General features: G+C 24.9%; 15 protein-coding genes and 1 tRNA gene. 7 read left to right on the plus strand and 9 right to left on the minus strand.

All coding sequences use genetic code 11. The annotated features are described in order from the left end of the window. Nucleotides 1–9: 9 nt before the first annotated feature. From D9T19_RS11025 to D9T19_RS11035, 3 genes are read right to left on the minus strand one after another with little or no spacing between them, the layout of a single operon-like run. Complete coding sequence (locus tag D9T19_RS11025; RefSeq protein ID WP_121628288.1) at nt 10–2214, minus strand: bifunctional diguanylate cyclase/phosphodiesterase; 2205 nt, start codon at nt 2212–2214, stop codon at nt 10–12. Nucleotides 2215–2228: 14 nt separating this feature from the next. Continuing rightward, the gene (locus D9T19_RS11030) at nt 2229–2870 is read right to left on the minus strand and encodes a transglutaminase-like cysteine peptidase (protein ID WP_121628289.1); all 642 of its coding nucleotides are present in this window, start codon (nt 2868–2870) and stop codon (nt 2229–2231) included. 34 nt (nt 2871–2904) lie between these two features. Further along, complete coding sequence (locus D9T19_RS11035) at nt 2905–4215, minus strand: MFS transporter (RefSeq protein WP_121628290.1); 1311 nt, start codon at nt 4213–4215, stop codon at nt 2905–2907. Between the two features lie 75 nt (nt 4216–4290). Between D9T19_RS11035 and rdgB the strand changes: the two genes are divergently transcribed. Beyond that, a complete protein-coding gene (gene rdgB, locus D9T19_RS11040) occupies nt 4291–4890 on the plus strand; it encodes an RdgB/HAM1 family non-canonical purine NTP pyrophosphatase (RefSeq protein WP_121628291.1) in 600 nt (199 codons plus the stop codon). On the opposite strand, the gene D9T19_RS11045 is transcribed toward rdgB, so the two are convergent. Genes D9T19_RS11045 through D9T19_RS11060 form a run of 4 tightly spaced genes read right to left on the minus strand, consistent with a single transcriptional unit; the run spans nt 4883 to nt 6599 of the window. Next, complete coding sequence (locus D9T19_RS11045; RefSeq protein WP_205588713.1) at nt 4883–5227, minus strand: hypothetical protein; 345 nt, start codon at nt 5225–5227, stop codon at nt 4883–4885. The two genes, rdgB and D9T19_RS11045, sit on opposite strands and share 8 nt — an antisense overlap. Next, nucleotides 5224–5568: a hypothetical protein gene (locus D9T19_RS11050; RefSeq protein WP_121628292.1), complete on the minus strand. Its 345-nt coding sequence runs from the start codon at nt 5566–5568 to the stop codon at nt 5224–5226. The genes D9T19_RS11045 and D9T19_RS11050 overlap by 4 nt, the downstream gene beginning before the upstream one ends. Further along, entirely contained in the window at nt 5558–5848 is a 291-nt protein-coding gene (locus D9T19_RS11055) for a hypothetical protein (protein ID WP_121628293.1), read from the minus strand. Before D9T19_RS11055 ends, D9T19_RS11050 begins: the two co-directional genes overlap by 11 nt. Next, nucleotides 5835–6599 carry a pyrroline-5-carboxylate reductase gene (locus D9T19_RS11060; protein ID WP_121628294.1) on the minus strand — a complete coding sequence of 255 codons (765 nt, stop codon included), beginning with the start codon at nt 6597–6599 and terminating at the stop codon, nt 5835–5837. The genes D9T19_RS11055 and D9T19_RS11060 overlap by 14 nt, the downstream gene beginning before the upstream one ends. A 93-nt stretch (nt 6600–6692) precedes the next feature. Here D9T19_RS11060 and D9T19_RS11065 point away from each other — a divergent pair, with 93 nt between their 5' ends. From D9T19_RS11065 to D9T19_RS11085, 5 genes are all read left to right on the plus strand, one after another. Then, nucleotides 6693–7349, plus strand: a complete 657-nt coding sequence (locus D9T19_RS11065; protein ID WP_121628295.1) for an outer membrane protein assembly factor BamD — start codon at nt 6693–6695, stop codon at nt 7347–7349. A gap of 27 nt (nt 7350–7376) precedes the next feature. Continuing rightward, the gene (lon, locus tag D9T19_RS11070; RefSeq protein ID WP_121628296.1) at nt 7377–9794 is read left to right on the plus strand and encodes an endopeptidase La; all 2418 of its coding nucleotides are present in this window, start codon (nt 7377–7379) and stop codon (nt 9792–9794) included. 9 nt (nt 9795–9803) lie between these two features. Further along, on the plus strand, nt 9804–10415 hold the full coding sequence (locus tag D9T19_RS11075; RefSeq protein ID WP_121628297.1) for a hypothetical protein: 612 nt from the start codon (nt 9804–9806) through the stop codon (nt 10413–10415). Then, the gene (locus D9T19_RS11080; RefSeq protein WP_121628298.1) at nt 10396–10935 is read left to right on the plus strand and encodes a rhomboid family intramembrane serine protease; all 540 of its coding nucleotides are present in this window, start codon (nt 10396–10398) and stop codon (nt 10933–10935) included. The genes D9T19_RS11075 and D9T19_RS11080 overlap by 20 nt, the downstream gene beginning before the upstream one ends. Before the next feature lie 301 nt (nt 10936–11236). After that, nucleotides 11237–12520, plus strand: coding sequence for a Y-family DNA polymerase (locus tag D9T19_RS11085; RefSeq protein WP_121628299.1), 1284 nt, complete (start codon nt 11237–11239; stop codon nt 12518–12520). Between the two features lie 9 nt (nt 12521–12529). Here the strand turns inward: D9T19_RS11085 and D9T19_RS11090 are convergent, their stop codons facing one another. Then, on the minus strand, nt 12530–14443 hold the full coding sequence (locus tag D9T19_RS11090; RefSeq protein WP_121628300.1) for a mechanosensitive ion channel family protein: 1914 nt from the start codon (nt 14441–14443) through the stop codon (nt 12530–12532). 183 nt (nt 14444–14626) lie between these two features. Here D9T19_RS11090 and D9T19_RS11095 point away from each other — a divergent pair, with 183 nt between their 5' ends. Next, nucleotides 14627–17890, plus strand: a complete 3264-nt coding sequence (locus D9T19_RS11095) for a response regulator (protein ID WP_121628301.1) — start codon at nt 14627–14629, stop codon at nt 17888–17890. An 8-nt stretch (nt 17891–17898) separates the two neighbouring features. Here D9T19_RS11095 and D9T19_RS11100 read toward each other — a convergent pair. Then, a tRNA-Leu gene (locus tag D9T19_RS11100) sits at nt 17899–17982 on the minus strand. Between the last annotated feature and the right edge of the window lie 258 nt (nt 17983–18240).

Genomic DNA, 18240 nt, shown 5'->3' on the forward strand with positions numbered 1-18240 from the left:
GCAAGTAGTCTACCTACTTGCTCCATAAAGTTTAAATTTTTTAATGATTTCTAAATCTTCTTGATCTTCTACATTTTCAGCTAATACCTTAATATTTAAAAGTGTTGATAACTCTTGGATAGATTCAACAAAACTTTGTTTTGAGTTATCATTACAAATATTAGAAGTATAATTTCTAGCTAGCCTAATATAATCAAGATTAAAATCTTTAATATTATTTAAGGGAATAAATTTACTTTCAAATCTTTTAATAATAATTTTTGCACCACATTTGTGTATTTCATCTGCAAAAAATTTAAATTTATCCATATCTTTTGCAACAGCATAAGCAGTAATTGAAAATACTAATTGATTAGCAATTTTTTTATGTTTTAATACGATATTTTCAATCCAAGCAATAAAAGCAGTGTTATTTATTGATTCTAATGATAAATTTATTGATATATTATGCTTAACTTTTTTAACTAAAATATGATTAATTACTTTCGTAATTACTTTTTTATCAAAATCAATTACTTTTTCATATTTTTCAGCAATTGAAACAAATGTACCAATAGGTATATCTATACCCTCTTTATCTTTAGTACTTGTAAATGCTTCTTGCATAACTAATTTATCTGAATTATCTAATAATTTTGCATCACCAATATATTTAACACTAAATTTTGAATTATCAATAATATCAAAGATTAACTCTTTCCATGATTGCATATCTCGTGATAAATCATTTGAATCTCCAAGATAAGCTTCATTTGTTCCTATTAATGTAGCTTTTTGATAAGCTTCATTGGCTGTTTGTAACATTTGTGGAATTGTACCAATTGGATTAAAAGGAGTAGCTCCAATATGTGCGATATCTTTTTTATTAAATTTAATAGTTAATTCTTCTAAATTATTTTGTAAAAGTTTAGTAAATTTTATAGTATCTTCATAAGAAAAACTTTCTCCAATTAATGCAAATTCAGAACCAAAAAATCTATAAGCGGTTATTTTTTTATTTTCCATAGATATTTTAGTTAAATTATTTGCAAACTCTTTTATAAAGTTATTAACTTCTTTGTTTGTATGTGATTTTGCAAAAGTTGCTAAATCAAATATTTTAATTATAAAAATATATCCTGTTGATTTATGAATAAACATACTTTTCATATCAGTTTCAAAGTTTTGTTTTAAACTAAGTCCAGTTAACTCATCGTGTGATAATCTTTTTGTACTATTTTCTAGGTTATTATTTAATCTATTTATAATTGATTCAATTTTACTAGACATATCATTCATTGCAATTGCTACATGTTTAATTTCAGTAGTCCATGGAAGTTTTTTTATTACCCCAAATTTACCAATAGAAATATCATTTGCAAGTTTTTCTATTCTTTTTAATGGTTTTAAAATATATTGAACAAATGTAAATAAAATAGTCATAGATATTATAAATGCAATTATTGCATAGATTAGTGCACTTTTAACTTGTTCATATAATTTTGCATAAGCATCACCTGAATTTGCGCTAACATAAATAATAGCAGTTGTCTGCCATCCATCACTAATTTGACTACTTTTTTCTTGAAGATTAATTGGAATCATATTTATAAACCAATTTGGAACATAATCAAATTTAATAGGTCTTGTTACTTTTGTAATAACTTTATGCATGTTTATTATTGAACTTGTATTAATTTTTTTACCAATTTTATTTGTTGCAGTAAAATTAAATATAATATTACCACCATTTTTATATCGTTTACTTGGTATATAAGTGTAAGAATCTTCTTGATTTTCAATAATAGGGGCTTCTTCATTTTCCAAAGCAGATAGTTCTTGTGCTATTTCACTATCAGATATAACCTTTTCTATTTTACCAAATGATGGATCAATTTTTAAATTAGATATTTCCCATGAAGAATTATCTAAGTCCAAATTAGCTTCGATTAGTTGTGATTGTGTTACAGTAAAGTAGGCATTCTCTAGTCTAATCTCTTTATAAAATCCGCTATCTGCAATTGCTGATATCATCGATTTAACTTCTGAATCTTCTTTATCTTTTAATAATGTTTTAATGCTCATCCCTAAAGATGTAGCTGTATCTTGCGCTTTAGTGATAGATTCTAATTCTAAGTATTCTTTAGTATTTTTGACACTGATAATAAAATTACCCGTAAAAATCATAAAAAAAATAAAAGCTGTTATTATGTATAGTTGTTTTGATAAAGACATTTTTCTTCCTTTTTTTAAATTCTATTCATTAGATTTTTCCAAGATCTGAGATTATTTTTCCCTATTCTAATTGAACCTTTATTTTTAGCTTGCCATAATCCGCTTGCATTAAAACTATAAATTGGTTTTAAATCTTTTCTTCTAGTTGCAAGTTTTAATTTTTTATTTATATTATCTAATATAATAGGAGTAGAATTTGCTTTATGATAATAAGTTAATACCATATGTGCTTGTTCAAATTTACTGTGAATTCTTTTATATTTTACATAAGTGATTCTAAGTTTACTATCAGGTACTCCAATTTTTCTAAGACTAAAGTATTTAGCTATTGCATAATCTTCACAATCTCCTGCAGCAGTTCCCATAAATTCAAATGGAGTTGCCCAATAATCTTTTTTATGCCAATGTCTTGAGTCAGTTTTATATTTAATTTTATTAAAAAAATCATTTACATTTTTTAACTTGTGTAATATTTTTTTATTTTTTGAAGTTTGAAGCATTGCATCCCATTTCTCTACGCGTAATTTTGCATTTTTACCATATTTAATTGAAATAGAGTTAAGTTTTGATTTAGATATGAAAAATGTTCTTGATGCAATGGTGGAAATAGTAATAAAGGAAAGAATCAAAAAAGATATTAATAATACTTTTTTCAAATTATTTCCTTTATAAGTAATTTATTTTTAGAGTTTATTTTAGTAAATTTTTAATTTCGTCTTCACTAATTTTATCATTATCATATTTAATAGCGATAATTTTTTCAGTATTATTTATATACCATTCATCAATATCTGCTTTTTCTAATTTAGAACTATTATCTAAGTTATATTCATCAATTGGTAAGTAGATAAATTTCTTTTTTTCTGGATTTGGCATAGTTACAATTAAAATTGCCCATAATAAACAAATAACTGCAATTACAATAACTAGTGTTGATAAAGAAACATCTTCATAGAAAATACCACCAATAACACCACCTAAGAAAGTTCCTAAGTAACCAAATGAATTAAAGATTCCTAAAACTAAACCTCTTTGATGTACTTTTGCAAATTTTGATGCAAGTGATTGCATAATTGGTTCGTGCATATTAAATCCAATAAAGAAAATAACAACACCAATAGCAAATACAGTAGCAGAACTTGAGAAACCAATTACTAAATAAGAGATTGCAAAAAATATAATACCAATAATTAAAATTTCTTTGAATTTACCTTTTTTCTCAGCAAATACAGCAGCAGGACCCATTGCTAAAACCCCAAAAATCATTGCAGGTACATAAACTTTCCATAATTCTGATAATTCCCAAGAAAAGTTTTTGATTAAAACCATTGGAATAATCATAAATGCAAACGTCATTAAACCTTTTTGTAAAAAGTTTGTAATATTCATTTTTATTGAATTGGCATTTAAAAGTATTTCACCTAAATTTGCTTTTTTATTGTAAGTGTGTGTAATATGTGGTGGATTTGGTACTTTTTTTAATAAAACAAAAATTGAAACTAAAGCTAAAACCATCGTTATATAAAATAATGACTCAATACCAAAAGCAGCACCTAAAGTAGGACCAGCAACCATTGATATAGCAAAAGCACCTGCGATACTCATACCCATCATAGCCATTGCTTTTGGTCTTTGTTCTTCTTTTACTAAATCACTAATCATTGCAGTTACAACAGCACCAATAGCACCTGCACCTTGTAAAAGTCTACCCAACATCAAAGTATAAATATCTGTTGATATTGCACAAATTAAAGAACCAATAGCAAAAAGGATTAATCCCATTACAATTGTTCCTTTTCTTCCTAGCTTATCACTCATAACTCCAAATGGAACTTGAAAAATCATTTGAGTAAGTGCATAACCACCAATTACGATTCCAACTAGAGTAGTTGTAGAACCTTCTAAATTCATAGCATATACAGAAATAACTGGTAAAACTAGAAATAAACCTAAAAATCTTAGTGCAATAATTGAACTAAGTGGTAAAATTGATTTAAACATATATAATCCTAAACATAATATAATTAGCGCTGATTATATATAATTTATGTTAATAATAGGTTGAAAAGGAAAAAAGTGAGAATAGTTTTAGCTTCAGGAAATAAGGGAAAAATAAAAGAATTTGAAAAATTAATGCCAAATGATGATGTTGTAGCATTTAAAGAAATATTAGGTGATATTGAAATTATTGAGGATAAAGATAGTTTTAAAGGTAATGCAATTAAAAAAGCACAAACAATTTATGAGGAATTATTAAAAAAAGGTATAAATGATATCATAGTAATTTCTGATGATTCAGGAATTTCTGTACCTGCTTTAAATAATGAGCCAGGTATTTATTCAGCAAGATATGCAGGTCTTAATGCAAGTGATAAAGAAAATAATGAAAAATTAATTAAAAATCTAAAAGAAAGAAATTTAGAAAAAACACCAGCTTTTTATACAGCTTGTATCGCAATCATTTATCAAGGATATACATATACAGTTCATGGATGGATGCATGGAAATGTAATAAATGAACAAAAAGGTGAGGGTGGTTTTGGCTATGATCCAATGTTTATACCTAAAGATTTTGATAAAACATTAGGCGAGTTAGGATATGAAGCAAAAAAAGAGTTTTCACATAGAACAAAAGCTTTAAATCTTGCTAAAAAAGTTTTGGATGTGATTATTTAATAAATTTTTCGTGTAATGAAATATCAAACTCTTTTGCTTTAACAAATAAGTTTATTGTATATGAAGAGTTTGATTCTTTTATTATATCTGCGTAAATATTAAAGATATTATCTTTGATTTCTAAATGAGTTATATCTGTTAAATCTATTGAGTTTATATAAGATTTTAAAAATTCTTTATGATTTTTTGCTTGAATATATAAATACTGATTTTGTAAGTTTGTATTTCTTAAGGATTTTGTTTCTAAAATTGATATAGCTAAATATGAAAATATTGATAATAAAAATACAGTAATAAGTAAGGTGAAAGATTTTTTCATACTTAATTTAGATTTCATAATCTAATTTTCCAATTTTCTTTTGCTAAATCTTTTATTTCAAGAGAAACTTCATAATATGTAGCTTTTTTAATGATACTAAAATCACTTACATTTTCTAATAATATTTTATTTTGATAGTAAATAGTATTATTTTCATATGAAAGATTATGCTCTAAATCTATATTGTTTTTTTGTAAAAAAATCTTAGTTGATAATAAATCAAGTTTTAAAATCTCTATATTTTGAACTGTTTTATTAGTTTGAAATAACTCTTTAGATAAATATGTTGAGTTTATTATGACAATTGAAGAAATTATTATCGTTAAAATAACTTCTAATAAACTAAAACTATTTTTCATACTTAAAAATCTTTATATCATCATTTTCAAAAGAATATTTTTTTACTAAAATTTGTTCTTCTGTAGTATTGTTTTTTATAATACGTATCTCTTTTATAGGTTCTGCTATAAAATTAGTATAGTTATTCGTGTCAAAGTCATTTTCTAATGAATTTAATAAAGCAGAAGTATTAATAGCTTTTTCATCATAATAAGATGAGTTTAAAAAACCACTTATTATGATGATAAGTATTGTCATACTTATTAATGTTTCAAAAAGTGTAAAACTATTTTTTGCCAAACTCTACAGCTTTAGAATAAGCAGCATTTATAGCTTTTATCATCGAATCTCTGACAGCACCTTCTTCAAGTTTTACATAACCAGCAGCAGTAGTCCCTCCAGGACTCATTACAGAATCTTTGATAATGGCAGGATGTGTATGCTCTAATAATGAAGCAGTACCACTAAATAATCCTTGAACTAATTGTCTACTTAAATTTCGTTCAAGTCCTGCATTTACCGCACCATCACTTATTGCTTCAGCAATTAATGCTAAAAAAGCAGGACCCGAACCTGCTATTGCAGTTGCAATATCAAGTTGATTTTCAGTATTTACCCATAATGTTTTACCAATTGATGCACAAATATCAAGTGCTATATTTTTTGCTTCTTTATCACCTGTAATTGTTGTCATTGAATTTTGAACAGAAGCTGCAACATTTGGCATAGTTCTTATATAATATTTTGATTTTATTTGTTTTCTAAGTGAATCTAACGTAGTTCCTGCTAGAATAGATAATAATATATTTGCTTCACCTGTAAGTCTTGCTGAAACACTTTGTAATGCATATGGTTTTACACAAAATAAAACATTTTTACCCTCAATACTTTCTTGATCTTCCAATGTTTTAATTGTAATTTCTGGAATGTTTTCTTGAATTGCTTTTAACTTATTCTCATCTCTCCCTACCATTTCTACTTCATGATTTTTAACTAAACCACGGGCTAAAGATTGTGCCATAATCCCATTACCGATTAAAGTAAGTTTCATAATATTGCCTTTTAAATTATTTTTAATATTATAGCAAATATTTCCTAAGCAAATATTAGATAAAATACAATCTTTATAATAAAGGATATTTATATGATTAATAACTTAAAAATTAAAAGTTTAGTCTTAGTGCTTACATCAGTTTTTGTTTTTACAGCTTGTTCAAGTAAAAATGAAGTGACAGAATATAACAAACCTGCACTTTATTGGTATAATAAAATGTTAACTCAAATATCAGCTGGTAGCTTAGATGAAGCAGATGATACATATACATCATTAGAAAGTGAACATAGAAATTCACCATTAATTGCAACATCATTGCTTATTTTAGTAAACAGTCATATTGATGAAGAAGAGTATTCTTTAGCAAACTTTTATTTAGATGAATATATAAAAAGATTTGCGCTTAGTAAAAATATTGATTATGCTAGATATTTAAAAATTAAAGCAAACTTCTTAGGTTTTACTTATCAATTAAGAGATCAAGAACTTGTAGAAAATACAATCAAAGATATTGCAGATTTCCAAGCTAGATATAAAGGCTCACCATATATGCCACTAGTTGATACAATTAATGCAAGATTATATATGGCAAAAGCTTCATTAGATTTATCTATTGCAAATCTTTATGAGAAAAAAGGGAAGAAACAAGCAGTAGCTTTTTATAATGAAAAAGTTAAAGAATCTTGGATTAATCCAGAAGAAATAGAACCTGTAAATGTTCCATATTACAGATCAATTTTTGAATAATATAATAAATTTTAGGAGTCAAAATACATGGAATTAGAAAATTACGATAAATTTCCACAGGATATCCCTTTAATAATAGAGGATGAAATATTTTTATATCCATTTATGATAGCACCTCTTTTCTTAAGTAATGAAGATAATATTAAAGCAGTTGAAACTGCAATTGAAGAAAACAAATTAGTTATAGTTGCTGTTTCAAAAAATGGCGGTGAAGATAAAAGAGAAGATAACTCTTTTTATGATGTTGGTGTTGTTGGAAATATCATGAGAAAAGTATCTTTACCAGATGGTAAAGTAAAGGTACTTTTTCAAGGTTTAGCAAAAGGAAGTATAAAAGAATTTAATGAAAATAATCCTCTTTTTGCAAATGTTAATATTTTAGTAAATAAAGAGTTTAATGAAGAAAGTATTAAATCTGTAGTTTCAGTTCTAATAGAACAAATTAAAAAACTTTCAAGATTAAATTCAAAATTTCCAGCTGATTTAATTAAAACAATTGAAGAAAATGAAGATCCAATAAGAATTGCAGATTTAATATCATCTGTATTAAAAGTTAAAAAAGATGAAGCTTATCTTTTATTTTCTCAAACAGATATTGAAAAAAGATTATTAGATATTATAGAAGTTGTAAAAAAAGAGATTGAATCTTATAAAATTCAAAAAGAAATTACTCAAAAAGTAAATTCAAAAATTGAAAAAACTCATAAAGATTACTTTTTAAAAGAGCAAATAAAAGCAATTAATCAAGAATTAGGTACTGATAATAAAAAAGATGAAGAAATAAAAGCATATTCTAAAAAGTTAAAAAAGCTTAAAAAACATATGCCAAAAGATGGATATAAAGAAGTTAAAAAACAAATTGATAAATTAAGTAGAATGCATCAAGATTCACCAGATGCTTCTCTTTTACAAACTTATATCGAACAAGTATTGGATATTCCATTTGGGAAATTTGCAAATGAAGAAATTTCTGTTGCAAATGTTGAAGAGCAATTAAACAAAGATCACTATTCTTTATTTAAAGCAAAAGAGCGAATTTCAGAATTTTTTGCAGTAAAAGAATTACTTGAAAAAAGAAAGATTAAAAACTTAAAATCAAGAGGTACTGTTTTATGTTTTGTAGGACCTCCTGGTGTTGGTAAAACTTCTTTAGCAAACTCAATTTCAAAAGCACTTAAAAGACCACTTGTAAGAATTGCACTTGGTGGAATGGAAGATGTTAATGAATTAAGAGGACATAGAAGAACATATGTTGGTGCAATGCCTGGACGACTTGTAAAAGGTCTTGTTGATGCAAAAACTATGAATCCTGTTATGGTTTTAGATGAAATAGATAAATTAGGAGCAAACAATAGAGGTGATCCAACAGCTGTAATGTTAGAAATTCTTGACCCGGAACAAAATAATGAGTTTAGAGATTTATACTTAAATTTTCCAATTGATTTATCTCAAACTATTTTTGTTTCAACAGCAAATGATGCAAGAAGAATTCCTGCACCACTTAGAGATAGAATGGAGTTTATTGAAATTTCTTCATATACTCCAAATGAAAAATATCATATTGCCAAAGATTACCTAATTCCTCAAGAGTTAGAAAAACATGGATTGAAAAAAAGTGAAATATCTTTATCTAAAGCTACTATCGAAATGATTATTGCAAAGTATACTAGAGAAGCTGGTGTTCGTAATTTAAGACGAGTATTTGCTAAATTATTTAGAAAAGCAGTTAAAAAGATATTAAGTGATGAAAAAGTTACAAAAGTTACTATTTCTACTAAAAACTTAAAAGAATACTTAGAAAATCCAATTTTTGAAATTGACCCAGCTGAAAAGAAAAATTCAATTGGAATTGCAAATGGATTAGCATGGACAGCAGTAGGTGGAGATGTTTTAAAATCTGAGGCTATTAAGTTAAAAGGTAAAGGTATTTTATCTGTTACTGGAAATTTAGGTGATGTTATGAAAGAATCATCTAGAATCTCTTTTTCAGTTGTAAAAGTTTTAATTGATAATGGAAGTTTAAAAATTAATAATTCTATTATTCCAAAAACAGCTAAAGAAAAAGAAGAAAAAACAGAAGTAGATTCTAGTGAAGTTTATAAAAGATATGATATTCACTTACATATTCCAGAAGGTGCAACTCCAAAAGATGGACCAAGTGCTGGTATTACAATGGCATTAACAATTGCTTCAATATTAACAGAGAGACCAATTATCTCTGATATTGCAATGACAGGAGAGCTTACTCTTTCTGGAAAAGTTTTACCAATTGGTGGATTAAAAGAAAAATTAATTGCAGCATTCAAAGCAAAAATGACTAAGGCTTTAATTCCTAGAAAGAACTTCGAGAGAGATTTAGATGATATTCCTGAAGAAGTTAAAAAAGCAATGGAAATAAAACCTGTTGATGTAATAGAAGATGTTCTTAAAGAGGCATTGGTTTAGAATTCTCTTATGAAAAGAAATAGAAGACAAAGTACAATAATAAACAATTTTTTTACTTTGGCTTCTATTATTATAATTACTATTACTTTAGTTATATATTTAACTTATATGCGTGATAGTAAAGATGATATAAATGATGAAAAGATATTTATAACAAAAGAAAAAGTAATTCCTCTTGAATGTGAAGATAGTACTTCTATCTCAAAACTATTTAATCAAAAGCTTTTAAATAAGTCTATTAATGCATTAAATAAAGGTTATTATAAATTAGATGGTGGTTATACTAAATCTTTAAATTCTAAATCAATTATAGAAGACTTTATATCTATTAGTGAAATAGATGATTATTTTATAAAATCAATTGGTAAAAAAGCAAAAAATGATATTAAGAAATTTTTAACTATTAATTATGAAATAATTGAAAATGATAAAGAAAAAAAAGTAGATTTAACTAAAAAAATTAAGTTTAAAGCAGGAACAATTAGAGCATCTTTTAGAGCTAATTTTATAGAAATTTTTGTATTTTCAAAAGATTTTAAATTTTATGATAAAAAAGAAATACAATCTATAATAGATTGTACAATAAAGGTATACAAGAATAATGCTAAAAAGTATAAGTAAAAAAGATTTTACAGCAACAAATGTCTTAATTATAATCACAATTTTAATGTATATAGTTCAAATTAATATACCAAGAGGTGGATTGTATTTAGGATTAAATATGAATTTCACCGTAAATGAACTTTGGTGGCAACCTCTATCTTCTATGTTTGCACATGGTGGGCTAGGTCATTTAGGTATGAATATGTTTGTATTGTACCAATTTGGTAATTTAATAGAAAGAGCAAGAGGTGCTAAAGAGTTAGTACTGCTATATCTTGTATGTGGAATATTAACATCGCTTGGTTCTTTTGCTTATATTTACTATCTTGATAATTATGTGAATTTAGTAGGAGCATCAGGAGCTATTTGTGCATTATTAGGTTATGTAGCTTTTTACGATAAAGCACAAAGAAGTGGAATAATTACTTGGATATTACTAATCTCAGTTGCACCACTACTTATTGGACTTCCAATTGCTTGGTATGCTCACTTTATAGGTTTAGCGTTAGGATTTATTTACGCAATAATTAGAAAGTAATTTTCTTCTTATTGCATAAAATAAGTTACAATACCCATAACTACTAGTACCAAAACTAAAGTCAAAAAAACATCTTTTAATGTAACTGTTGGATTTAAAATTCCACAATATGGACACTGTCTTTTTTTGGGTTCTATTTCTCTTTTACAATTTTTACAAGTTGCTATTTTATATCCTTTTTATTGAATAATATCTTTTATGTACTATATAATCACTTAATAAAAAATATTGCATTTTGTAATAAAAAACCAGATTCTGATTTTATTTTAATATAATACAATTTATAAACTAGGAGAGTGTATTGTTTATTCATTTAGATTTAGATTGTTTCTTTGTATCTGCTCATAGAACTTTGGATGAGAGCTTACTTCATATTCCCGTTGCTGTTGGAGGAAGAAGTAATCTTAATATTTTTTCATCAAAAAAAGAGATAAGAAAAATATCTTCAAATGATGGTGCTTTCGTATCTTCGATATTAACAAATGAAGGTCAAAAAACATTTAAAGAGTATTTTGTTGATGAAAATGGAAAGATTAGAGGAATAATAACTACATCTTCGTATGAAGCAAGAGCTTATGGAGTTAAAACTGCAATGAGTGTAAATGAAGCTCTAACATTATGTCCACATCTCAAAATGCTCTCTCCAAATTATCCTTTGTATCATGAATTATCACAAAAATTAAAAGAGTTATTAGTAAAAGAAATTCCACTAGTTGAGCAGTTTTCAATAGATGAATTTTTTGGAGATTTAAGTGGATATATAGAAGAAGATGAAGTTGTGCCCTTTGCTTATAGAATAAAAAATAAAATACAAAAAGAGTTAGGGCTTCCTATCTCAATAGGAATTGCAAATACAAAATATCTTTCAAAACTGATTACAGAATATGCAAAACCAGATGGTGTTAAATATGTAAGTAAAGATAATATTGGTAATTTTATAAGAAATATACCAATTGCCGAATTTCCAGGAATTGGAAAAGCTTTTCAAGAAAGACTAAAGGGTTATGGTATTAAAACTCTTGGTGATATTAAAAATAAAAGAGAGCTTTTTTATTCATGGAAAAAGCCAGGAATTGACTTATATAATCGTGTATGTGGGATTAGAGATACAAAACTTACTACATTTAGAGAAAAAAAATCAATTGGAATAGGGCGAACATTTGATTGTATTTATGATAGAACAGAACTTAGAAGAAGGGTTTGTATACTTTCTAGATATCTTTGTTTTTTAGTGAAAAAATCAAATGTAAATCCTTTAACCTATACAATAAAAATCAAATATGAATCAAATCAAAAATCAAAAAATTATGTAAATGTAAATACAATTTTTAATGAACTTGATTTTAAAAATCATATGACAAAACTTTTTGATGAAAATGATACTCATCCAAGTCATGGAGTTGTTCAATTAAATATAAGTGTAATAAACTTTGCTAAAGCAAATGAATTTACATATAATATTTTTGAATATGAAAATGATATTAAAAAAAGTAAATTAACAAATCAAATGCAAAAATTAAGAAATAAATATGGAATAGATATTATTAAAACTGCATTTGAGATTAAAGAAGAAAAAGATAAATAGAATTAAATTCTATTTATCTTCTTGAACTAAAACTTGTTCATCATCATTTTTTAACATAAGAGTTTGAGTAGGATATGCAAAATCACAATTATTCTTTTTAACTAATTGATCAATTTTAATTAAAACATCCTCTTTTGTAGTTAGCCAATCTTCCCAATCAGGACTTCTTGAAAAACAATATATTAAAATATTAATAGAAGAAGCACCGTATTCATCGATATAAACAAGTAGCGTTCTTTTAACTCCATCCAAATCCTCTCTTTTAATTGCTTCAAATCTTCTAGTATGACTTATAATTGAGTTTTTGCTAGATGCAATATGTGGGTGATCTTCTAACATATCATGTATATCATTTTTTAATTGAATAATATCTTCCATTTTACTTTGATATGTAACACCTAAAGTCATTTTTATTCTTCTACCAATTTTTCTTTTTGACCAGTTAATAATATCTGTATTAGCTAATTGTGTATTTGGAACAGTAATCATAGCATTATCAAATGTTCTAATTCTTGTTGTTCTCATTCTAATATCAACAACAGTTCCTTCAACTGAACTTGTTTTTATCCAATCACCTTGTGAAAAAGAATTATCAGTCATAATATTTAATGAACCAAAGAAGTTAGCAAGTGTATCTTTTGCTGCTAATGCAATCGCGATACCACCAACTCCAAGTGATGCAGCAATTGCTTTTATATCAATTCCTAATTGCATAAATAAAAATAAAATCACTAATAAAATCAGAATAATTTTTATAATTCTTAAAATAAAAACAATCATCTCTTTTCTAACATTAGGATATTTTTCTAATAAATTATGAGCATAAATATTTATACTATTATTTAAAATAGCATATAGTCCCCATGTAAGTAATGCCATATACGTTGTATTAATCCATGGCATAATTTTTGTAATTAGTTCAGGGTCATTGATTAAAATATAAAGAGATATTTGAATTCCAAGTAAATATAAACTATATTTTAGTGGACTATCAATAGACATTCTTAAATATTGTCTAATAACATCACTATCTTCATCTTCATTTTTTGCGAAAAATTTTGATATGATAATAGCAAATAAGCTAATAATTTTAATATTTAATAATCTAAATACTAACATTATCAATATAACAACAACAATCTCACCAATTGAAAATTTCAAATAATAAGATGTAAGACCAGAAATAAATGATATACCATAAATTGAATCAATTTTATTTACTAAATATTGTAAGTTAAACTCATCAATAAAAAAGTTTGTTTGTCTATACATTGACATATTTTCAAGTAAGTATTGTAAGATAAAATTTTGCAAATGGTTTTGGTTATAAAGTTCAATATAATTCTCAGTAAAAGCTATGGATATCTTATTTTTATTTTTTGATTCTTTTTCATAAAGTTCTGCATATTTATAAATTAGTGATTTTTGTAAATCTGAAATATTATCTTTTAAAAGTTTTTCAAAATATTTTCTATCTTTATATTCTTGCTTGGCTAATATGATTTTTTTTAAAGTTTCTTCATATTTAAATTCTTGTGTTAAAGTTTCTTTTTTTAATTCATCTCTTTTAACTGCAAGGGAATTGTTTTCAATTTTATTAATATTAATTTTGTTTGATAATAAATTAATTTGTTTTTTATACTCTTTTTCATCAAAAGTGAAAGATAAATATTTTTCATTGTTTATATTTTCTATTACTGTATTTAAGAGTATATTCTGTTTTTCTATTTGTTCCTCTACTGAACCTTTTATTTCAGTTATATTGTTTTTTTCATCAAAAATATCGGTTAATGGTTCTTTCTTTTCTTCTACTTTAGTATCTGTTTTAGTTAAGGGAAGGGATTCTTTTTTAATATCTTCTGCATATAAAAAAATTGGGATTAATAATATTAGCAGTATCTTACAAAATAGGTTTAAACTCATTTATTCTCCATAATAATTATTTTAATTAAGTATTATTATATGATTTTTAGGCTTATTTCTAACTATATGTTTTGAGTATGAAGTATAATTAAGATCTTATTGCAATAAAAGAAAAAGTTAGATCTATATGTATTTTTAAATTAATGCAAAAAATATTGTATAATGAAATAAATAGGAATTAAAATGATTAAAGAAAATAAGAAAAACTTCAAAGTGGAATTGATACTGATATTATTTACTTTTGGAGTAATATTCTCTTTTATCTTAACTAATAAAATTTTATTTGGCGAAAAAGTACAAAACATTGCTCTTTCTAATTCAATAAATATTTATTATGAAAAAAATAGAATTTTTGAAGAATTTTTAGATTTATCTAGAAACCAACTTAATGCTATTAATAAATCAAATTATTTTAAAGAGTTTATTTCTTCAGGGGATATTAATAAAACAAAAGATTTATTTTTAGCACTAGCAAGAACTTCTCCTGATATTATGCAATTAAGATATATTGATAAGAATGGGAATGAAATTTTAAGAGTAGAAAGAGAAAAAATTGCATCTTCAATATATTTAATACCAAAAAAGCAGTTACAAAATAAAAAAAATAGATACTACTTTATGAATTCATTAAAAATGCCTTATGAAAAGGTTTGGTTTTCAAATTTAGATTTAAATATAGAGAATAAAAAAGTAGAAATCCCTTTTAATCCAACACTTAGAGCAATTTTACCAATACAGAAAAATGACAGTTTTAATGGTATTATAATTATTAACTATTTTATGGAAGATTTTTTAAATACATTAAAAGAAAATACTATTTATAATACTATTCTATTTGACAAAAATGGAAATACTTTAATACATTATGAAAAAGATAAAAATTGGGGGCTTTACTTAAAAGAGAAATATAATCTTAATAAAGAATATGGAAAAGAAATAAAAGAAGTTTTAGAAAATGGTGAATATGAAGATAAAAAAGTATTTATTAAAAAATTTGATTTTGATATTTCCAATGACTTATATATGCTTTTTAAATTAAAAGATAAATATCTTGTGCAGTTAAAGAAAGAGCAAATAAAAGAATATATTGTAGTGTCTTTTATAGTACTTATCTTAGCATTAATTGCATCAATATTCTTATCAAAACTTTTTAATAATATGTCTAAGACTATTTCTAAAACAGGAGATAGACTAAAAGAGGCATCAGATTTAGTAAAACTTAGCTATTACAAATATAATTATAAAGATAGGTTAATAACCTTTGATGATAATTTTTTTAAATTATTAAATTATAATGATATTGAAAAAAAATCTTATCATTTAAATGAATTAAAAGAATTTCTTAACGAAGATTTTTTAAATCACTTAAAAATAAAGATTGCTGATATTAAATATGAAGATTCTTTAGAATTTGTAAATTACACAAAAGATAATAAAAAATTAAATTTTTTTACAAAGTTTAGAGCTATTTATGAAAATAATAAAATTATTGAACTTGAAGGTATCTTTCAAGATATCACAAAACAAAAAACATTAATGAAATCTTTTGAAGAAGCAAAAAATGAAGCAGAAGATGCAAATCAAGCTAAAAGTAAGTTTCTTGCTAATATGAGTCATGAAATAAGAACACCTTTAAATGGTATAATTGGTCTAAATAAATTGGCATTACAATCAAATCCAAGTTCAAGAATTAAAGAATTTTTATTAAAATCGGAAGTTTCATCTCTAGCATTGTTAAATGTAATAAATGATATATTAGATTATTCTAAAATTGAAGCAAGAAAGTTAAGTTTAGAAAAAACAAGTTTTGAATTTGATAAATTACTTTTAAATGTAACTAATCTATTTGATTATGAAGCATATAAGAAAGAAATAGATTTACATATAGATTATGATAATAATATACCTAAAGTATTACTAGGTGATCCCCATAGAATTACACAAATTCTTAATAATCTTGTAGGTAATGCTGTTAAATTCACTAATTCAGGTTATATAGAAATTAAGACAACACTAATTGAAAAAAACGATGATAACTTAATCTTAAAATGTAGTGTAAAAGATAGTGGTATTGGTATGAATAAGGAAGAACAAAAGAAATTATTTAAATCTTTTTCACAAGTTGATAATTCAACTACACGAATTTATGGTGGTACTGGTCTAGGTTTAACCATAACAAAAGAATTAGTTGAATTAATGAATGGAAATATTGAAGTGATAAGTGAAAAAGGTTTAGGAACAGTCTTCACCTTTAGCTTGAATTTGTCTTATGAAAATATTTATGGATTAGATAATACTCATTTTAAAAATAAGAATTTTTTATTAATAGATGATAATGAAATAGATATAAGGCTTATTGAAAATATCTTAGAATCATGGGGAGTTAAATCATCAAGTTGTTTAAATGCAAATGATGCATTAATTAAACTTGAAAGTAATTCAAGTTTTGATTATATTTTGGTTGATTGGATTATGCCTGGACTTGATGGTGTTGATTTTATAAAAGAATTGAAAAAAAGAAATCTAGAAAACTGCCCAAAAATTATTATGGTTACAGCATATGAGGAGGATAGTCTAAAAGTGAAGTTAAAAGAAAAAGAAGTATCTGTTAATAATATCTTAAGAAAACCTTTTACTCCATCTTCAATATATAATGTTCTAATAGATCTTGAAAATACTAATAAAGATAAGTTAATAATAGATAATAAAAAACAGAATGATTATATAATTGATGCTAAAATATTAGTAGTAGAAGATAATAATATTAATCAATTAATATGTGAACAAATGCTTAAAAAATTTGGAATAACAGTTACTCTAGCAAATGATGGAATTGAAGCTATAGAAATATGTAAAAAAAATCATTTTGATATGATTCTAATGGATTTACATATGCCTAGAATGAATGGATTTGATTCAACTAAACATATTAGGGAATTTGATAAAAAAACTCCAATAATTGCATTAACAGCAGCTGTTATGAGTGAAGATAAAATATTGTCAAATGAGGTGGGAATGCAAGAACATTTATCAAAACCTATAGATTTTGATGAATTGATTAGATGTATAAATAAATATTTACCTAATTTAATAAATAAAAAAGAACCTATAAAAAAAGAAAAAATGATAAATAAACATTTAGACTTAGATGAATTATTATATAGAGTGGGAAGTGAGAATTTAATAAATGAGTTATTAGAAAAATTTGTTAATACTTATTCTGATTATAATATAGAATTAAACAGTAGTTTTAAAACAGAAGAATTTGAAAAAAATATACATAAATTAAAAGGTGTAAGTGGGAATCTTGCTTTAAAAATTTTATTTACAAAATGTATAGAAATTGAAAAAGAAAGTATTTTGGAAAATAAAAGAAAGCTCTTAGATGAATTATTACTTGAACTAGATGAAGTAATAAGTATTATAAAGAATATGAAAAAAATTTAAAATTAATATGGTGCGAATAGAGGGATTTGAACCCTCACACCGTTAAGTACAAGCCCCTCAAGCCTGCGTGTCTACCGTTCCACCACATTCGCATATTAATTAAAAAAAGGATTTTACAGTTTAATGATATAAATTATGCTTAAGTTGTATCATTAAACTGTAAAAATAATTATCTTTAATACTACAAAAACTAATAAAAATCCCCAAAAACCATAAATTAACAAATTTAAGTTTATTTAAAGTAAATCCTCTTGACAAAGAGAGAAAAAAGTTCTATAATTCCCGTCCAATTTAAGTGACACCAAGTGTTACGAGAAATGGATGATCTTTAACAATGTAATTTAAGTTTG

The sequence above is a fragment of the Poseidonibacter antarcticus genome (assembly GCF_003667345.1).
Taxonomy (GTDB): Bacteria; Campylobacterota; Campylobacteria; order Campylobacterales; family Arcobacteraceae; genus Poseidonibacter; species Poseidonibacter antarcticus.